This is a genomic window from Microbacterium sp. NPDC089695, assembly GCF_044749085.1.
Taxonomy (GTDB): domain Bacteria; phylum Actinomycetota; class Actinomycetes; order Actinomycetales; family Microbacteriaceae; genus Microbacterium.
Window position 1 is genome coordinate 965,963 of the sequence record NZ_JBIVHG010000001.1, and the last position, 14,838, is coordinate 980,800.

At 69.6% G+C, this 14,838-nt stretch carries 15 protein-coding genes; 12 read left to right on the forward strand and 3 right to left on the reverse strand.

Features of this window, described 5'->3' with window-relative positions; translation table 11 throughout:
* The first annotated feature begins 126 nt into the window (after positions 1 to 126).
* The 6 genes from ACIPYT_RS04810 (at position 127) to wecB (ending at position 5,310) form a co-directional block, all read left to right on the forward strand.
* Positions 127 to 1,251, forward strand: a complete 1,125-nt coding sequence (locus tag ACIPYT_RS04810; protein WP_401071155.1) for an Ig-like domain-containing protein — start codon at positions 127 to 129, stop codon at positions 1,249 to 1,251.
* Between the two features lie 28 nt (positions 1,252 to 1,279).
* Positions 1,280 to 1,450, forward strand: coding sequence for a hypothetical protein (locus ACIPYT_RS04815; protein WP_401071157.1), 171 nt, complete (start codon positions 1,280 to 1,282; stop codon positions 1,448 to 1,450).
* Positions 1,451 to 1,547: 97 nt separating this feature from the next.
* Entirely contained in the window at positions 1,548 to 2,150 is a 603-nt protein-coding gene (locus ACIPYT_RS04820; RefSeq protein ID WP_401071159.1) for a hypothetical protein, read from the forward strand.
* A complete protein-coding gene (locus ACIPYT_RS04825) occupies positions 2,147 to 3,496 on the forward strand; it encodes a glycosyltransferase family 2 protein (protein ID WP_401071161.1) in 1,350 nt (449 codons plus the stop codon). The genes ACIPYT_RS04820 and ACIPYT_RS04825 overlap by 4 nt, the downstream gene beginning before the upstream one ends.
* A gap of 1 nt (position 3,497) precedes the next feature.
* Positions 3,498 to 4,112, forward strand: a complete 615-nt coding sequence (locus ACIPYT_RS04830) for a hypothetical protein (protein WP_401071163.1) — start codon at positions 3,498 to 3,500, stop codon at positions 4,110 to 4,112.
* A gap of 55 nt (positions 4,113 to 4,167) precedes the next feature.
* Positions 4,168 to 5,310, forward strand: a complete 1,143-nt coding sequence (wecB, locus tag ACIPYT_RS04835) for a non-hydrolyzing UDP-N-acetylglucosamine 2-epimerase (protein ID WP_401071165.1) — start codon at positions 4,168 to 4,170, stop codon at positions 5,308 to 5,310.
* 206 nt (positions 5,311 to 5,516) lie between these two features.
* Here wecB and ACIPYT_RS04840 read toward each other — a convergent pair whose 3' ends face one another.
* The 3 genes from ACIPYT_RS04840 to ACIPYT_RS04850 all read right to left on the reverse strand — a co-directional run bounded on the left by ACIPYT_RS04840 (position 5,517) and on the right by ACIPYT_RS04850 (position 8,581).
* Entirely contained in the window at positions 5,517 to 6,404 is an 888-nt protein-coding gene (locus tag ACIPYT_RS04840) for a dihydrodipicolinate synthase family protein (protein ID WP_401074745.1), read from the reverse strand.
* 6 nt (positions 6,405 to 6,410) lie between these two features.
* Positions 6,411 to 7,400: an aldo/keto reductase gene (locus ACIPYT_RS04845; RefSeq protein ID WP_401071166.1), complete on the reverse strand. Its 990-nt coding sequence runs from the start codon at positions 7,398 to 7,400 to the stop codon at positions 6,411 to 6,413.
* A gap of 71 nt (positions 7,401 to 7,471) precedes the next feature.
* Positions 7,472 to 8,581, reverse strand: coding sequence for an ROK family protein (locus tag ACIPYT_RS04850; RefSeq protein WP_401071168.1), 1,110 nt, complete (start codon positions 8,579 to 8,581; stop codon positions 7,472 to 7,474).
* Positions 8,582 to 8,678: 97 nt separating this feature from the next.
* Here ACIPYT_RS04850 and ACIPYT_RS04855 point away from each other — a divergent pair, with 97 nt between their 5' ends.
* The 6 genes from ACIPYT_RS04855 (at position 8,679) to arr (ending at position 14,779) form a co-directional block, all read left to right on the forward strand.
* Positions 8,679 to 10,847, forward strand: coding sequence for an alpha-galactosidase (locus tag ACIPYT_RS04855; protein ID WP_401071170.1), 2,169 nt, complete (start codon positions 8,679 to 8,681; stop codon positions 10,845 to 10,847).
* Between the two features lie 54 nt (positions 10,848 to 10,901).
* Positions 10,902 to 12,185: an ABC transporter substrate-binding protein gene (locus ACIPYT_RS04860; protein ID WP_401071172.1), complete on the forward strand. Its 1,284-nt coding sequence runs from the start codon at positions 10,902 to 10,904 to the stop codon at positions 12,183 to 12,185.
* 1 nt (position 12,186) lies between these two features.
* The gene (locus tag ACIPYT_RS04865) at positions 12,187 to 13,125 is read left to right on the forward strand and encodes a carbohydrate ABC transporter permease (RefSeq protein ID WP_401071173.1); all 939 of its coding nucleotides are present in this window, start codon (positions 12,187 to 12,189) and stop codon (positions 13,123 to 13,125) included.
* Positions 13,125 to 14,042, forward strand: coding sequence for a carbohydrate ABC transporter permease (locus tag ACIPYT_RS04870; protein WP_401071175.1), 918 nt, complete (start codon positions 13,125 to 13,127; stop codon positions 14,040 to 14,042). Before ACIPYT_RS04865 ends, ACIPYT_RS04870 begins: the two co-directional genes overlap by 1 nt.
* 92 nt (positions 14,043 to 14,134) lie before the next feature.
* A complete protein-coding gene (locus ACIPYT_RS04875) occupies positions 14,135 to 14,329 on the forward strand; it encodes a hypothetical protein (protein ID WP_401071177.1) in 195 nt (64 codons plus the stop codon).
* A gap of 39 nt (positions 14,330 to 14,368) precedes the next feature.
* Positions 14,369 to 14,779: an NAD(+)--rifampin ADP-ribosyltransferase gene (gene arr, locus ACIPYT_RS04880; RefSeq protein WP_401071179.1), complete on the forward strand. Its 411-nt coding sequence runs from the start codon at positions 14,369 to 14,371 to the stop codon at positions 14,777 to 14,779.
* The last annotated feature ends 59 nt before the right edge of the window (positions 14,780 to 14,838 follow it).

The window sequence follows — 14,838 nt, forward strand, 5'->3', positions numbered from 1 at the left end:
GACACGGCGGCGGCGTCCGGACCTCCGCCGCGCTCTGCGGCGGGGCACTGCCCGAGATCTCGCACGAAAGGCACCATCATCCGTATCCTCACCAAGGCCGCTCTGGGGGCGGCCGCTCTCGCACTCGTGGGTTCCGTCGCGATCGCCGCTCCCGCCAGCGCCGACATCAACGACGTCACCGCACAGAACAGTTACCGGCCGCCGACGAGCTGGGTGCCGGCCGTGGACCTGGGCGCCAACGGATACTCGCTCGTCACTTGGCGCAACGCCGCTCCTGGAAACCAGAGCACCGTCGTCGGCGTCACGATCACCGCCACCGCACCCGCCGGCACGACGTTCGATCCGGCTGGCGTCTTCAAGCAGCGGTACAACAACCCGAACAACACCGGGACCACCGCGACCTGGCCGACGCTGGGCAACCGCCCGATGACCGACTGCACGTTCTCGAACGGCGATACGCGAATCGTGTGCAACCTCGCGTCGATCGTGATCACGCCCGGCGAGTACCGCCAGTTCGCGTTCCCGGTGAAGGTCGCGAGCACGGCGACGCCCAGCACTGTTCTCACCGGTTCCGCGACGCTGACGAACTCGGGGCGCTCGGTCCCCGCGAGCCTCTTCGTGGCGACGACGGCGAACAGCGTCGCCGTGAAGCCGGCATCCCCCGTGTTCCTGAACGCCACGAACACCGGAGCATCGCCCGTCGTGCACGGCACCGGCGCCCCCGGTGCGACCGTCACGATCCGCAGCACCGCGGGCGCCGTGGTCGGTACCGGCACCGTCGGCGCCGACGGCACGTTCGCCGTGCCGGTCACCACGACGCTTCCCGCCGACCTCACCATGACGCAGACCGCCGACGGACTCACCTCCGACCCCGCCGCGTTCTCGATCACGCCGCCGCCCGCACCGACGTTCGGCTCCGTCACCGGCGTGCCGACGAAGACCCCGATCGTCAACGGCACCGGAGTCCCTGGTGCGACGGTGACGCTCACCGACCCGTCCGGCACTGTCGTCGGCACCGGCACGGTCGCTCCGGACGGCACGTTCGCCGTGCCGGTCGACCCGAACCTCACCACGAGCCCGGTCGATCTGACGATCACGCAGAACGTCGACGGACTCGTGTCCGGCCCGACGACGGTCTCGGCCGCCGCTCTGCCCATCGTCGATCCCACGATCGCGCTCGGTGCGGTCGGTGTCGGCGGACTCGCGTTCCTCGGCGTCTTGCTTCGTCGTCGCACACGCGTGCACGTCTGATCCACGTCCAGGAAGGAAGGGCACCCGCATGTACGGAGGACCCAGCACGACCCTCGGAGGCGGAGCTCTCGGCGGCATCCTCGCCGCGACCGGCGCCGACCCGATACTGCCGCTCGTGATCGCGGGCGTCTGCCTCGTGGCGGGGCTCCTGCTTCTCGTACGAGAACGGATCCTCACTCGGCGAGCGCGCACCGCCTGACCCACCACCTCGAATGGGGCATCCGACCGGATGCCCCATTCCCGCGCGGAGTCGTACTCGCGCCCCATCACCCGACCGAAGGAGAGGACCGACGCTCATGACCGCTCAGCCGTACCACGAGACCCCGATCGCGCTGCCGACCCGGCGCCGGCGCGGGGGACGGGGCGTCCGCGTGGCGCGCCTGGTGCTCGCGACGCCATTGCTCTTCGCGGCCCTCGCTCTCGTCGTCCTCCACGCGGACGTCCGTGCGCTCGAAGCCCGGATCGCCGCACAGTGGATGTCGTGGACGCTCCCGGAGGCTGCGACCTCGTTCGGTGACGTCTTCTACGTCCATCTCGCGCACGATCACGTCGTCGCCTTCCAGGTCACGGCCGAGTGCACCTCGGTGATCCTCATCGCTCCGCTGCTCGCCTTCGCGGCGGTCGTGCTCGGCGCGACTCGGGTCGACGTCATCCGCCCGTTCCTCGCCGTCGCAGCGATGGTGGTGCTCACCACCGTCGTGAACCAGCTCCGCCTCGGCGTCATCGTCTGGATGACGACAGGGCTCGGCCTCGGGGTCGGGTATGACCTGGGGCATCGTCTCGTCGGGTCCGTGATCGGGATCGCAGGTTTCGTGGCGGCCGTCACCGTGATGCTCATGATCATGGGGATGCGTCGTGCGGGCGCACGTGGCGAGTCGTCGGGAGAGGCACCCTCGTGACCCCCGTCGTCTCCGCGATCTCGACCATCCTCGTCATCTCCTTCCTGACCTATGTCGGGTTCATCCTCGTGCCCTACCTGCGCCGCACGAAGGCTGCCCCCGGGGATTCGACGCGCTTCGACTGGCACCTGTTCGTGCCGTGCCGTGACGAAGAGGCGGTGGTGGCCACCACTGTCGAGCGGGCACGCGAACGATTCCCTCGTGCGCACCTGTGGGTGATCGATGACGACAGCGACGACGAGACGGCGAACATCGTGGCGCGCTATGCGGCGGTGGACTCGCACGTTCATCTCGTCCAGCGCCGCCGCCCGCAGGCCCGTATCGGCAAAGGGGAGGCGCTCAACGCCGCGTACGCGGCTCTGAACCACTGGCTGCCGGCGGGTACCGATCGCTCAGCCACCATCGTCGCCGTCGTCGATGCCGACGGCGAGATGGCGGGAAACGCGCTCGACGCTGTCTCCGCCGACGACGCCTTCGGCAACCCACGCGTCGGTGCTGTGCAGATCTCCGTCTGGATGAAGAACCGCGCCGACCGCACACCGCTCCCCGGCAAGGGCCGTCTGCGCAATGCGTTCGCCCGCTTCCTGATCCGGATGCAGGATCTCGAGTTCCGCACGGTCATCGTGGGTATGCAGTCATTGCGCGCGAAGACGGGCACGGTGGGCCTCGGCGGGAACGGGCAGTTCACCCGTCTCTCTGTGCTCGACGACATCGCGGCGGGATACGAGGCCCCCTGGCACGGGTCCCTGCTCGAAGACTACGAACTCGGAGTGCACGTCCTCCTCGCCGGATACGAGAACCGGCACGTCGACGAGACCTACGTCGCCCAGGAGGCCCTCCCGAGTCTGCGGCGGCTGCTCACGCAGCGTACGCGCTGGTCGCAGGGCAACATCCAGTGCGTCAAATACGTCAAGGACATCGTGCTGTCGCCACGGTTCGACGCCGGTGGTGTGCTCGAGAGCAGCTACTACCTCATCCTGCCGTTCGTCCAGCTCCTCGGTGCGGGGGTATGGCTGGTCCTCCTGGGTGAGGGAGTGCGTGCGGTCGTCGAAGGCCGCGCGTTCGCCGGAGGAGCGACCGAGATCGCCATCGCCGTGATTCTCGGATTCCTGTTCGGAGTGGCGCCGTTCGCGGTGTGGGGTCCGTTGTACAAGGTCCGTTGCGAGCCCGATGCGACCTGGCCCCAGGCCTTCCTCTGGGGTGTCGGCCTCTGGCTCTACACCTTGCAGCTCTACATCACCCTCGTCCGCGCCTTCGCACGCGTGGTCCTTCGCAAGGGCGGGTGGCTCAAGACGCGCCGAAACGCCGAGGTCGACGTCACCGGCCCCACCGCGAAGGAGGTGTGAGGTGAGTGCGCTGCGGGTCGCGGGAACGATCGCGACGATCGTCTCGATCGATGCCGCGGGAGTCTACGCCGCCGCGTTCCTGCTCTGGTCGATGGCGGGAACGACGATGGTGAACGGTCCTATCCACGGGCTCGCCGCGTGCCTCGTGGTATCGGCGCTCGGCATGACGCTACGCAGAATCGTCGAGAGGTCCCGTCCGGACGCACGGGCAGGAGACCGGACGGATGCGACGGCCATGGCGCTCCGCGTCGTCGCGCTCGCGGGAGTGCTGTTCGCATGGCTGACGACCGGACTGTACTTCCTCGGATGGCTCGCGTGCTTCGCCGGATCGATGTTGACGATCGGGTCGCTCATCGCGTTCCTCGGCGAGCTCGTCGACTCCCGCTACCGCGCCGGTGCGGGGCGTGGATCGTCGCGTCGGCGGCAGCGTCGTGCGACCACGAAGCTCGCCGGCGTGCTCGCCGGCGCCGCCGCCATGGTCGTCGTCGCCCCTGTGCATGTCTGGGACGCGCAGCTCCTCGGCGCCCTCGTCCTCCTCAACGGCGCCGCCGTTCTTCTGGCGGCCCTCGCTTCCCACCTGTTGTCGGCACTGGGTCGATCGCGCCGCACGGCGTGACGCGACGTGCGCCGTCAGAACTCAGCCCTCACCCCCAGACCCCGAAGGAGATCGAATGATCGATTCCGACATCGCCATCATCATGGGCACGCGCCCCGAGATGATCAAGCTCGCCCATATCGTCCGCCTCCTCGGCGACCGCGCTCGCCTCATCCACACCGGACAGCACTTCGACGACGAGCTCTCCGGCCAGGTGCAGAAGCACCTGGGCCTCCCCGGGCCTGACGTGGTCCTGGAGGGAGTCGGCGGTCACGATCGCTCGACCCAGATCGCCACGTGCATGCAGGCGCTGGCGGAGGAGTTCCGGCGTGATCGCCCGAAGGCCGTGATCGTGCAGGGCGACACGAACTCCGTCTCGGCGGGGGCGCAGGCCGCGAACTATGCGGGGATCCCCGTGATCCACGTCGAGGCCGGCCTACGATCCCACGACCGCGGCATGCCCGAGGAGATCAATCGGCTCGTGGCCGGCGTCATCGCCGACGTGCACTGCGCAGCCACCCCGTACAACGTCGACAACCTCCGGGCGGAGGGCGTGGCTCCCGAACGTATAGCCCTGACGGGGAACACGATCGTCGAAGCAACGGCAGCGTCACTCGAGTTGGCCGACTCTCTCGGCGGCGACCCATCGACTCGGTCGCACGACGGCGGTGACTTCGTTCTCGCCACGATCCATCGGCCCGAGAACACCGACACGGCGGAGGCGCTCGACCGGGTCCTCCGCGGCCTCGCCGCGATCCCGCTTCCCGTGCGCTTCGTGGCGCATCCCCGCACGCGGGCCGCGATGCGCCGGTTCGGTCTCGAGCACCACACAGAGCGGCTCACCGTCGTCGACTCGGTCGCCCACCACGAGTTCCTGCGCCTTGCGCGGTCCGCGCGCCTCCTGGTCTCCGATTCGGGAGGCCTCCAGGAGGAGTGCACGGTGCTGCGTACGCCGCTTCTCGTCGTGCGACGCAGCACCGAACGGCCGGAGTCGATCGACGCGGGCTTCGCGCGCCTCGTCACGCCGGATATGAGCATCGCGGACGCTGCCGAGATCGCTCTCCGCCCACGCGACGACGCGGAAGAGCTCCGTGCTCCGTCGCCCTACGGCGACGGTCTGGCGAGTCACCGCATCGCGGCGATCGCCGTGTCGATCGCCGACGGCGCGTCTCCGGAGGACGCCGTCCGCGCGGCCGCGGGTTCGTTCGAGGCGGTCTGACGCCATCCCTGCCGGGAGTGGTGGAGCCGGCCCCGCTGAACGTCCATGTCATGCGCGCGAGGCCGGCTCGATCCCGGCAGCCCGAGCTGCCGAGGATGCCATCATCCACGGATCACCGCACGTCGCGGCGTCGGATCAGTGGACGATGCCGCCGATTGCGTGGAACAGGATGCGGGTCGCGTAGTCGGGAGTTCCGATCAGTGCGCTCACACCCCGAGTGCGGTCAGCGCGCTGCGAACGGCGTCGCGGGCGGTGGCATCGAGGCCGCGGATCGGGCGCGGCAGGCTCGGCGCGCGGACCAGGCCCAGCTCCTCGGCGACCGCCGCCGTGACACGCAGGCTCCCGTGCTCGTCGAACAGCGCCCACAGCGGTGCGAGTCGTGCCGCGAGGGCGGTCGCGGCATCCGCATCGCCCGACTGCGCAGCCCGCGAGATCGCGACCGCGGGAGCGGGCAGCGTGCCGGCGATCACGGAGTACCAGGCGTCGGCGCCCGCGTTCAGTCCCCCCGCGGCCCGGACGTCGCCCGAGACGCCGATCGTGACGTCGGCGGGAACGAGTGCGCGGAGCGCCTGCAGCCGCGCGCTCGCCGCGGTCGGATCGGCCGACAGCGGCGGTACTTTGATAGAGGCGACACGGGGAAGGCGAGCGACCGCCGCGTACAGCTCATCCGTGAACGCGAAGTGGGTGGTGCCGGGGTTGTCGTAGACCACGATCGGCAGGTCGACGGCGGCCGACACCTCCTCGTAGAGACCGAACACGTCGTCGGCGGTCAGCGCCTGGTACGAGACGGGTGCGAGCAGCAGGCCGGCGGCCCCGGCATCCTGCGCATCCTCCGCCGCCCGCAGCACGTCGGAGGTGCGCAGAGCGCCGATCCCCACGAGCACCGGCACGGATCCCGCCTGCTCGACCGCGAGGCGTGCGACTCGCGCGCGCTCGGCGAGCGACAGAAAGGCGTAGGAGCCCGTCGATCCCAGGGCGGTGATCGAGTCGACCTCGGCGTCGACGAGGCGCTCGATCAGCCCTGCGAACGCCCGCTCGTCGATCACGTCGTCGACGAGCGGGGTGAGGGGGAAGGCGCTCAGGCCCGTGAACAGAGACACTCAGAACCCCTCGGGCGCGCGGGGCGTGTAGGCGCTCTGCAGGGTCTCGAGCTCGCGCTCCTCCAGGCGGATGCCGGCGGCAGCGACCGCGTCGTCGATGTGCTGCGCGCGAGTGGCTCCGACGATCGGCGCGGTGACCGACGACTGCTGGGCGACCCAGGCGAGGGCGATCTGCGCGCGGGAGACGCCGCGGCCATGCGCGACCCGCGCGACGGCGTCGACGATCGCGCGGTTCGACTCCTCCTCGCGCTGGTACAGCGTCGACCCGAAGGCGTCGGTCTTGGTGCGGTCGGTCGTCTCGTCCCAGTCGCGGGTCAGCTTGCCGCGGGCGAGCGGCGACCACGGCAGCACGCCCACGCCGGAGTCGAGGCAGTACGGGTGCATCTCGCGCTCCTCCTCGCGCTGCAGCAGGTTGTACTGATCCTGCATCGACACGAAGCGGGTCCAGCCGTTCTGCGCGGCGACGTGCTGTGCGGTCGCGAACTGCCAGGTCCACATCGACGACGCCCCGATATACCGGGCCTTGCCCGACCGCACCACGTCGTGCAGCGCTTCCATGGTCTCCTCGACGGGCGTCTCGGGGTCCCACCGGTGGATCTGGTACAGGTCGACGTGGTCGGTGCCGAGCCGCCGCAGGCTCGCGTCGATGCCGGAGAGGATGTGCGCACGGCTGAGCCCCGCCTGGTTGGCGCCCGGACCCATGCGTCCGTGCACCTTGGTCGCGATCACGATCTCGTCCCGGTTCGCGAAGTCGTTCAGCGCTCGCCCGACGATCTCCTCGCTCGTGCCGTCGGAGTAGACATCCGCTGTGTCGAAGGTCGTGATCCCGGCCTCGAGCGCCTGCCGGATCAGCGGCCGGCTCGCCTCCTCGTCGAGCGACCACGGGTGCGTGCCGCGGTCGGGGGCGCCGAAGCTCATGCATCCGAGCACCACCTTCGAGATCTTCAGGCCGGAACGGCCGAGCCTCACGCTGTCAGCTGCCTCGAGCATCCGTCTTCCTCCCGTGTCGGTTCCGACACGATGCTCTCATGGGAGGTGAGGAGGGTGCGAAGAGCCGCGACTCAGAGGCGATCGAAGGCGTCCTGGATGGCGACGGCGGCGGCGCCGCGCGCCCATGCGGTGAACCCGCCTTCGTCGACGTGCAGGCGCACGGCGGAGGCGCGCGGGTCGCGTCCTTCGACGATCGCGGCACGCACGACGTCTTCCGCGAGGGCGAACAGACGCATGCCCTCGCCGGCGAGCACGATGTCGGCGTGCAGCGTGAGGTTGGCCGAGAGCGCGATCAGCCGGCCGAGGGCGCGCGCGCTCGCGTCGACGACCGCGGAGGCGGCGGGGTCGCCGGCGGCGGCGAGGTCGAGCACCTCGTCGTAGGTCACCGGCCGCTGCAGGGCGGCGGAGGCCTGCGCGGCGATCGACCCCGACGTCAGCATCGCCTGCGAGCATCCGCGGTGTCCCTCCTGGCACAGCGGTCCGTGCGGCTCCAGCGGGATGTGCCCGCCGAGCCCGACGCCCGCGTCAGGGGTGCGGATCACTTCGCCGTGCGCGATGAGGCCGTAGCCGACGCCGGCGCCGATCGTGATGACGGCGAACCCGTCGAGCCCGCGCCCGACGCCGAACCATCGCTCGGCCTCGGCGAGGGCGAGGATGTCGTTCTCGACGCGCACGGGGATCCCCGTCGCCTCGGCGACCAGCGCGCCGATCGGCACCGACTCCCAGCCGAGGAAGGGCGCCCACACCGCGGTGCCGTCGTCGGTCTGGCCGCCGATGCTGATGCCGATGCCGGCGAGCGGGGCGACGGCGGGGGAGAGCCGGTCGCGCCCGGAGACGACGGCCGCGACGACGGCGCTCGGGTCGTGCGACGTCAGCGGCACGACGACTTCACCCAGCAATTGTGCGCGGACGTCGGTGAGCACCACGTGCGCGTCGTCGCCCGTGAGCTTGACGCCGAGGAACGTGCCCATCGACCGCGAGACGTCGAGGGGGCGGGAGGGGCGGCCGACACCGTCGACGACGTCGTCGAGCTCGATGAGGATGCCGCGGTCGACCGACGGTTTGGTGAGCCGCGTGAGGCTGGCCGGCGAGAGACCGAGGCGCACGGCCAGGGCGGAGCGCGAGATGGGGCCGTGGATGAGGACGGTCCTGGCGATGGTCGCTTCGGTGCCGGTGTTCATGTTCCTCCTATTGCTTCCATCCTGGCAGATATCCGGTCGATAATCGCGGATCGCATCCCTCTTGACGCTCTCTTTATTTCCGTGGTAAAACTAATTCATGCATTCCAACGATGTGAGCACCGCCGCCGTCGGCGCCGACAGCGCCCGCACCCGAGACGTCCTGCACCTGCGTCGAGGCGGCACGAGTGTCGTGATCGACCTCGCCTCCCCGCCCGTGATCGTGCACTGGGGAGAAGACCTCGGCGACGCATCGGCCGAGGCGCTGCAGGGGCTCGCGCTCGCCGCCGCCCCGCAGCGCGTCTCCGGAGGACTCGATGTGACGCCGGTGCTGTCGGTGCTCCCGACCCCTGGCCACGGCTGGCTCGGCACCCCCGGCCTCGAAGGCCACCGCTCGGGCACCGGCGTCTCTGCGCGCTGGCACCTCGCCGCCACCGACGCCACAGCCGACAGCGCCCGCTTCTCACTCGTCGACGACGAGAGCCGCCTCGCCGCCACGGTCGAGCTCGCACTCGGCGCCTCCGGTCTGTTCCGCCAGCGCCTCACGCTGCGCAACAGCGGATCCAGCGACTACACCGTGCAGCGGCTCACCGCGGCGTTCCCGCTGCCGTGGGACGCGACGGAGATCCTCGACACGACCGGCCGCCACCTGCGCGAGCGCTCGCCGCAGCGTCACGACGCCACCTTCGGCACCTACGTCCGCGAATCCCGCCGCGGGCGCCCCGGCGCCGACGCGACCCTGTTGCTCACCGCCGGCCGCCCCGGCTTCGGCTTCGAGAGCGGCCGCGTGCACGGCATCCACGTCGCCTGGAGCGGCAGCCACACCACGCTCGTCGAGCGCGTGCCCACCGGCGAGGGGATCCTCGCGGGAGGCGAGTTCTACGGCCCGGGCGAGATCGTGCTCGAACCCGGCGCGGCCGTCACGACGCCCTGGGTCATCGGCTCCTGGGGTGACGGGCTCGACGAGCTCTCGCACCGGTTCCACGACGAGCTCCGCGCGCGCCCGCAGCACCCCCGACGCCCCCGGCCCATCACGCTCAACACGTGGGAGGCCGTGTACTTCGACCACGACCTCGACCGCCTCACCGCGCTCGCCGATGCCGCCGCCGAGGTGGGCGTGGAGCGCTTCGTGCTCGACGACGGCTGGTTCCTCGGCCGCCGCGACGACACCGCCGGCCTCGGCGACTGGCAGGTCGACACCTCCGTGTGGCCGCGGGGCCTGCATCCGCTCGTCGACCACGTGCGCGGACTCGGCATGGAGTTCGGCCTGTGGGTCGAGCCGGAGATGGTGAACCCCGACAGCGACGTCGCGCGCGAGCATCCCGACTGGATCCTCCGCTCGCGCGTCGACCTGCCTCCTGTCGCGCGCCAGCAGCAGGTGCTCGACCTGTCGCACCCCGAGGCGTACGCGTACATCGTCGCGCGACTGCACGCCCTGCTCGACGAGTACCCGATCGCCTACCTGAAGTGGGACCACAACCGCGACCTCGTCGAGGCCGGCGGCGGACCCGGAGCGGGCTCGCACGTGCACGCGCACACTCTCGCGGTGTACCGGCTGATCGACGAGCTCAAGGCCCAGCACCCCGGACTCGAGATCGAGAGCTGTGCGTCCGGCGGGGCGCGCGTCGACCTCGGCATCCTCGACCGCACCGACCGCATCTGGACCAGTGACTGCATCGACCCGCTCGAGCGCCTCGACATCCAGCGCTACACCGGACTCCTTGTGCCGCCGGAGCTCATGGGCGCGCACCTCACGAGCGACGTCGTGCACTCGACCGGACGCACGGCCGACCTCGATCTCAGCGCCGGCATCGCGATGATCGGCCACTTCGGCATCGAACGCGACATCAGCGCCGAGACCCCCGACGACCGCGAGCGCATCCGCGCCTGGGTCGCCTACGCCAAGCGTCTGCGTCCGCTCGTCGCCACGGGCCGGGTCGTGCACGTCGACGGCACGGATGCCGGCATCGATGTGCGCGGCGTCATCTCGCCCGACGCCGACGAGGCCGTCTTCACCATCACGCAGACCGCGACGACGAAGGCCTACCCGGCCGGACGCGTCCGTTTCCCCGGGCTGACCCCCGACGCGGTGTACCGACTGAACGTCGCGGCACCCGCGGGATCGCGCCCCGACGCCGCACAGTCTCCGCTGCAGTGGGCCGAGCACGGCGTCGCCCTCACCGGACGCCAGCTCGCGGTCGTCGGCGTGCGGCCACCCGTGCAGCATCCCGGCCGCCTGACCGTCGTCGAACTCACCAGGGAGTCCTGAGGACGCTCCGATCCCGAACGGCCCCGCCGTTCCCTCGCGCAAGGAGGCGCAGACATGAGATCCATCCACCCGCTCCGTGGAGGTCTGGCGGCAGCGACCGTCGTGGCCCTCGCGGCGACGCTGGGAGGCTGTGCGGCGGGGCCCGATTCGGGCGTCACCACACTGAACTTCTTCCAGTTCAAGGGCGAGGCCCGCGAGGACTTCGACGCGATCATCGAGAAGTTCGAGGCCGAGAACCCCGACATCCGGGTGGTGCAGAACCAGGTCGCCGACGCCGACACGATCATCCGCACGCTGCTCGTGAAGGACAAGGCGCCCGACGTCATCACCCTGAACGGCAACGGCAACTTCGGGCGCCTCGCGCAGGCCGGCGTCTTCTACGACTTCTCCGACGAGCCCGTGCTCGACACCATCAATCCGGCGGTGCAGGACATCCTCGCCGACCTCGGCAACAAGCAGGGCGAGGTCAACAGCCTCGGCTACGTGAACAACGCGAACGGCATCATCTACAACGCCGACATCTTCGCCGAGCAGGGCATCGAGGTGCCCGAGACGTGGGACGAGCTCATCGCCGCGTGCGAGCAGCTGAAGGATGCCGGCATCCAGCCGATCTACGCGACGCTCGCCGATTCGTGGACCTCGGTGCCGTCGTTCAACGGGCTCGGCGCCTACGCGGTGCAGGACGGGTTCTTCGACGAGATGCGCTCCGAGGGCGAGGACGTGGGGCCGGACGCGCCCGTGTCGTTCGAGCAGGACTTCCAGGAGCCCCTCGACCGCGAGCTGCAGCTCTACTCCTACGCGCAGGACGGCTATCGCGGCGCGACCTACGACGACGGCAACGCGGCGTTCGCGCGCGGCGAGGCCGCCATGCTGCTGCAGGGCATCTGGGCCGTGAACGGCATCAAGCAGGTCAACCCCGACATCAACGCGGCGATCTTCCCGTATCCGACCGACGCGGCCGACGACCGCATGATCGTCTCCGGTGTCGACGTCACGGTCACGATGGGCCGCGACACCCCGCACCGCGAGGAGGCCCTGCGGTTCATCGAGTTCATGTTCCGGCCCGACATCATCGAGGAGTTCGCCGCCTCGCAGAACATGATCCCTTCGGTCGAGGGCGCGCAGCTCAGCGACGACCTGTCGCTGCAGTCGGTCAAGCCGTACTTCGACGAGGGTCGCATCACCGGCTTCCTCGACCACCAGATCCCTCCCGGAATCCCGCTGGCGGAGTTCGTGCAGGAGTCGATCTTCACGGGCGACGCTAACGCGACGCTCGCCACTCTCGACAACGAGTGGCGCAAGATCGCCGCCCGCACGATCCCCGTGACGGAGGACTGACATGAGCACTCTCACCGAAGCCGTCAGGTCGTCGAGCACCGGCGGTGGACGCCGGCCGCGCGCCGACCGCACCCGCACCTCGTCGCGCCGCGCGCTCTCCGCGTACTACTGGATGATCTGGCCGTGCGTGATCGCCTTCGCGGCGTTCCACACCGTCCCCATGCTCGTGGGCGTGTTCTTCAGCTTCACGAACTACGCCGGCTACGGCGACTGGAACTTCGTCGGCATCTCGAACTACCTCAACCTCTTCAAGGACGACCGGGTGTGGGGCGCCTACGGGTTCTCGTTCCTGTTCGCGATCGCGGCGACCGTGCTCACGAACGCGATCTCGCTCGCGATCGCGATGGGCCTGAACGCCAAGATCAAGGCCCGCAACTTCTTCCGCGGCGTCTACTTCGTGCCCTACGTGCTGGCGATGCTCGTGATCGGCTACGTCTTCCAGTACCTGTTCACGAACTCGCTGCCGCGGCTGTTCCCCGGCATCCCGCTGTTCGCCGACAACATCCTGTCGAACCCCGACTGGGCGTGGACGGCCATCGTCGCGCTCGCGGTCTGGCAGGGCTGCGCATTCACGATCATCATCTACCTGTCGGGTCTGCAGACGATCCCGTCGGAGCTGTACGAGGCCGCATCGCTCGACGGCGCATCGACCTGGCGGCAGTTCTGGTCGATCACGTTCCCGCTGATCAGCGCGTTCTTCACGATCAACGTCGTGCTGAGCCTCAAGGGCTACCTGCAGGTGTTCGATCCGATCGTGGCGCTGACCAACGGCGGGCCCGGCACGTCGACCGAATCGGTCACGATGCTCATCTTCAAGGGCGGTTACGCGGGCGGCGAGTTCGCCTATCAGACGGCCAACGCGGTGATCTTCTTCATCGTCATCACGGTCGTCTCCCTCCTGCAGTTCCGAGTCCTCCAGCGCCGAGAGGCGGATGTCTGATGTCCACCACGACCACACCGCAGATCGCGCCGTCGACCGCCGCGATCGTCGTCCCGTCCCGTCGCCGTCGCCGCAGCTCCGGCTCCGATGACGGAGACACCCGCCGCACCAACTGGTGGGCCACGGCCGTCATCGCCGTGTGCGCGCTGACGGTGCTGATCCCGCTCTACCTCGCGGTCGTCGTCGCGCTGAAGACGCCCGACCAGCTCGTCGGCGGCACCGGGTTCGAGTGGCCGAATCCCGTGAACTGGGCGAACTTCGGCGTGGCCTGGGAGCGCACGCAGTTCCCGCAGGCGCTCATGAACACCGCGCTCATCACGGTCGGATCCGTCGTCTTCACGATGTTCACGAGCTCGATCGCCGCCTACGCGCTCGCGCGCAACATGCATCGGCCGTTCTTCAAGGGCGTTTTCTACTACCTGCTCGCCGCGCTGTTCATCCCGTTCCCGATCATCATGCTGCCGCTGGTCAAGCAGACGGCCCTGCTCGGTCTCGACAACCAGGTCGGCGTGATCCTCCTGTACACGATCTACGGTCTGTCGCTGAACGTGTTCATCTACTCGGCGTACATCCGATCGATCCCGATCGAGCTCGAAGAGGCCGCCCGCATGGACGGCGCCTCGACGTGGCGGGTGTTCTGGCAGGTGATCTTCCCGCTCCTGACCCCCATGAACGCGACGGTCGGCATCCTCACGTGCGTGTGGGCGTGGAACGACTTCATCCTGCCGCTCGTGGTGCTGACCGATCCGGGCGCACGGACCCTGCCGCTCGCGCAGTACGTGCTGCAGGGCCAGTACAACACCGACTACACGGTGGCGTTCGCGTCGTATCTGATGGCGATGGCACCGCTGCTGATCGTCTACATCTTCTCGCAGCGCTGGGTCATCTCCGGCGTCACGCGGGGGTCGATCAAGTAGCGGGTACCCGCGCGCAGGGCGGCTGTCAACCGCCCTGCGCGCGGTGCCGCGAGTGCGCGACCATGGTGTCTCGGACGATCGAGGAGGACATCATGACCAACATCGACGCATTCGCGAACAGCTTCGAGCCGGAGATGCAAGGCATCCCGCGCGTGGACGAGCCGGACCAGACGTTCCCCACCGACACGGCACGATCGGATGCCGAGCAGCCGGAGACGCAGGGTGAGGAGCCGCTCGACGCCGAACTCGGCGACGACGGCCAGGGCGATCTCGCGCCGGGCGATTGAGGGCTACTGTCCGCGCGGGCCGCGCAGTACGCTGACCCGGTGACGGATGCACTGGACGACGGCCCCTTCTTCCACGGCACCAAGGCGGATCTGCAGCCCGGCGAGCTGCTGACCGCCGGATTCCGGTCGAATTACCGACCGGAGATCGTGATGAACCACATCTACTTCACGGCGTTGCACAACGGGGCCGGACTTGCGGCCGAGCTCGCTCCGGGCGACCGGGAGCCGCGGGTCTACGAGGTCGAGCCGACGGGCGACTTCGAGAACGATCCGAACGTGACCGACAAGAAGTTCCCCGGCAACCCGACCCGGTCGTACCGCAGCACCGAGCCGCTTCGGGTCGTGCGCGAGGTGCTCGACTGGACGCGGCTGTCGCCCGAGGCGCTGGCCGACTGGCGCGAGAAGCTCTCGGCTCTGCACTCCGACCCGCGGGCCGAGATCATCAACTGACGCGGGTTCGGGGTCAAGACGGGTCCCGGGGCACATCTGCAGGACCCGGGCACGGATGC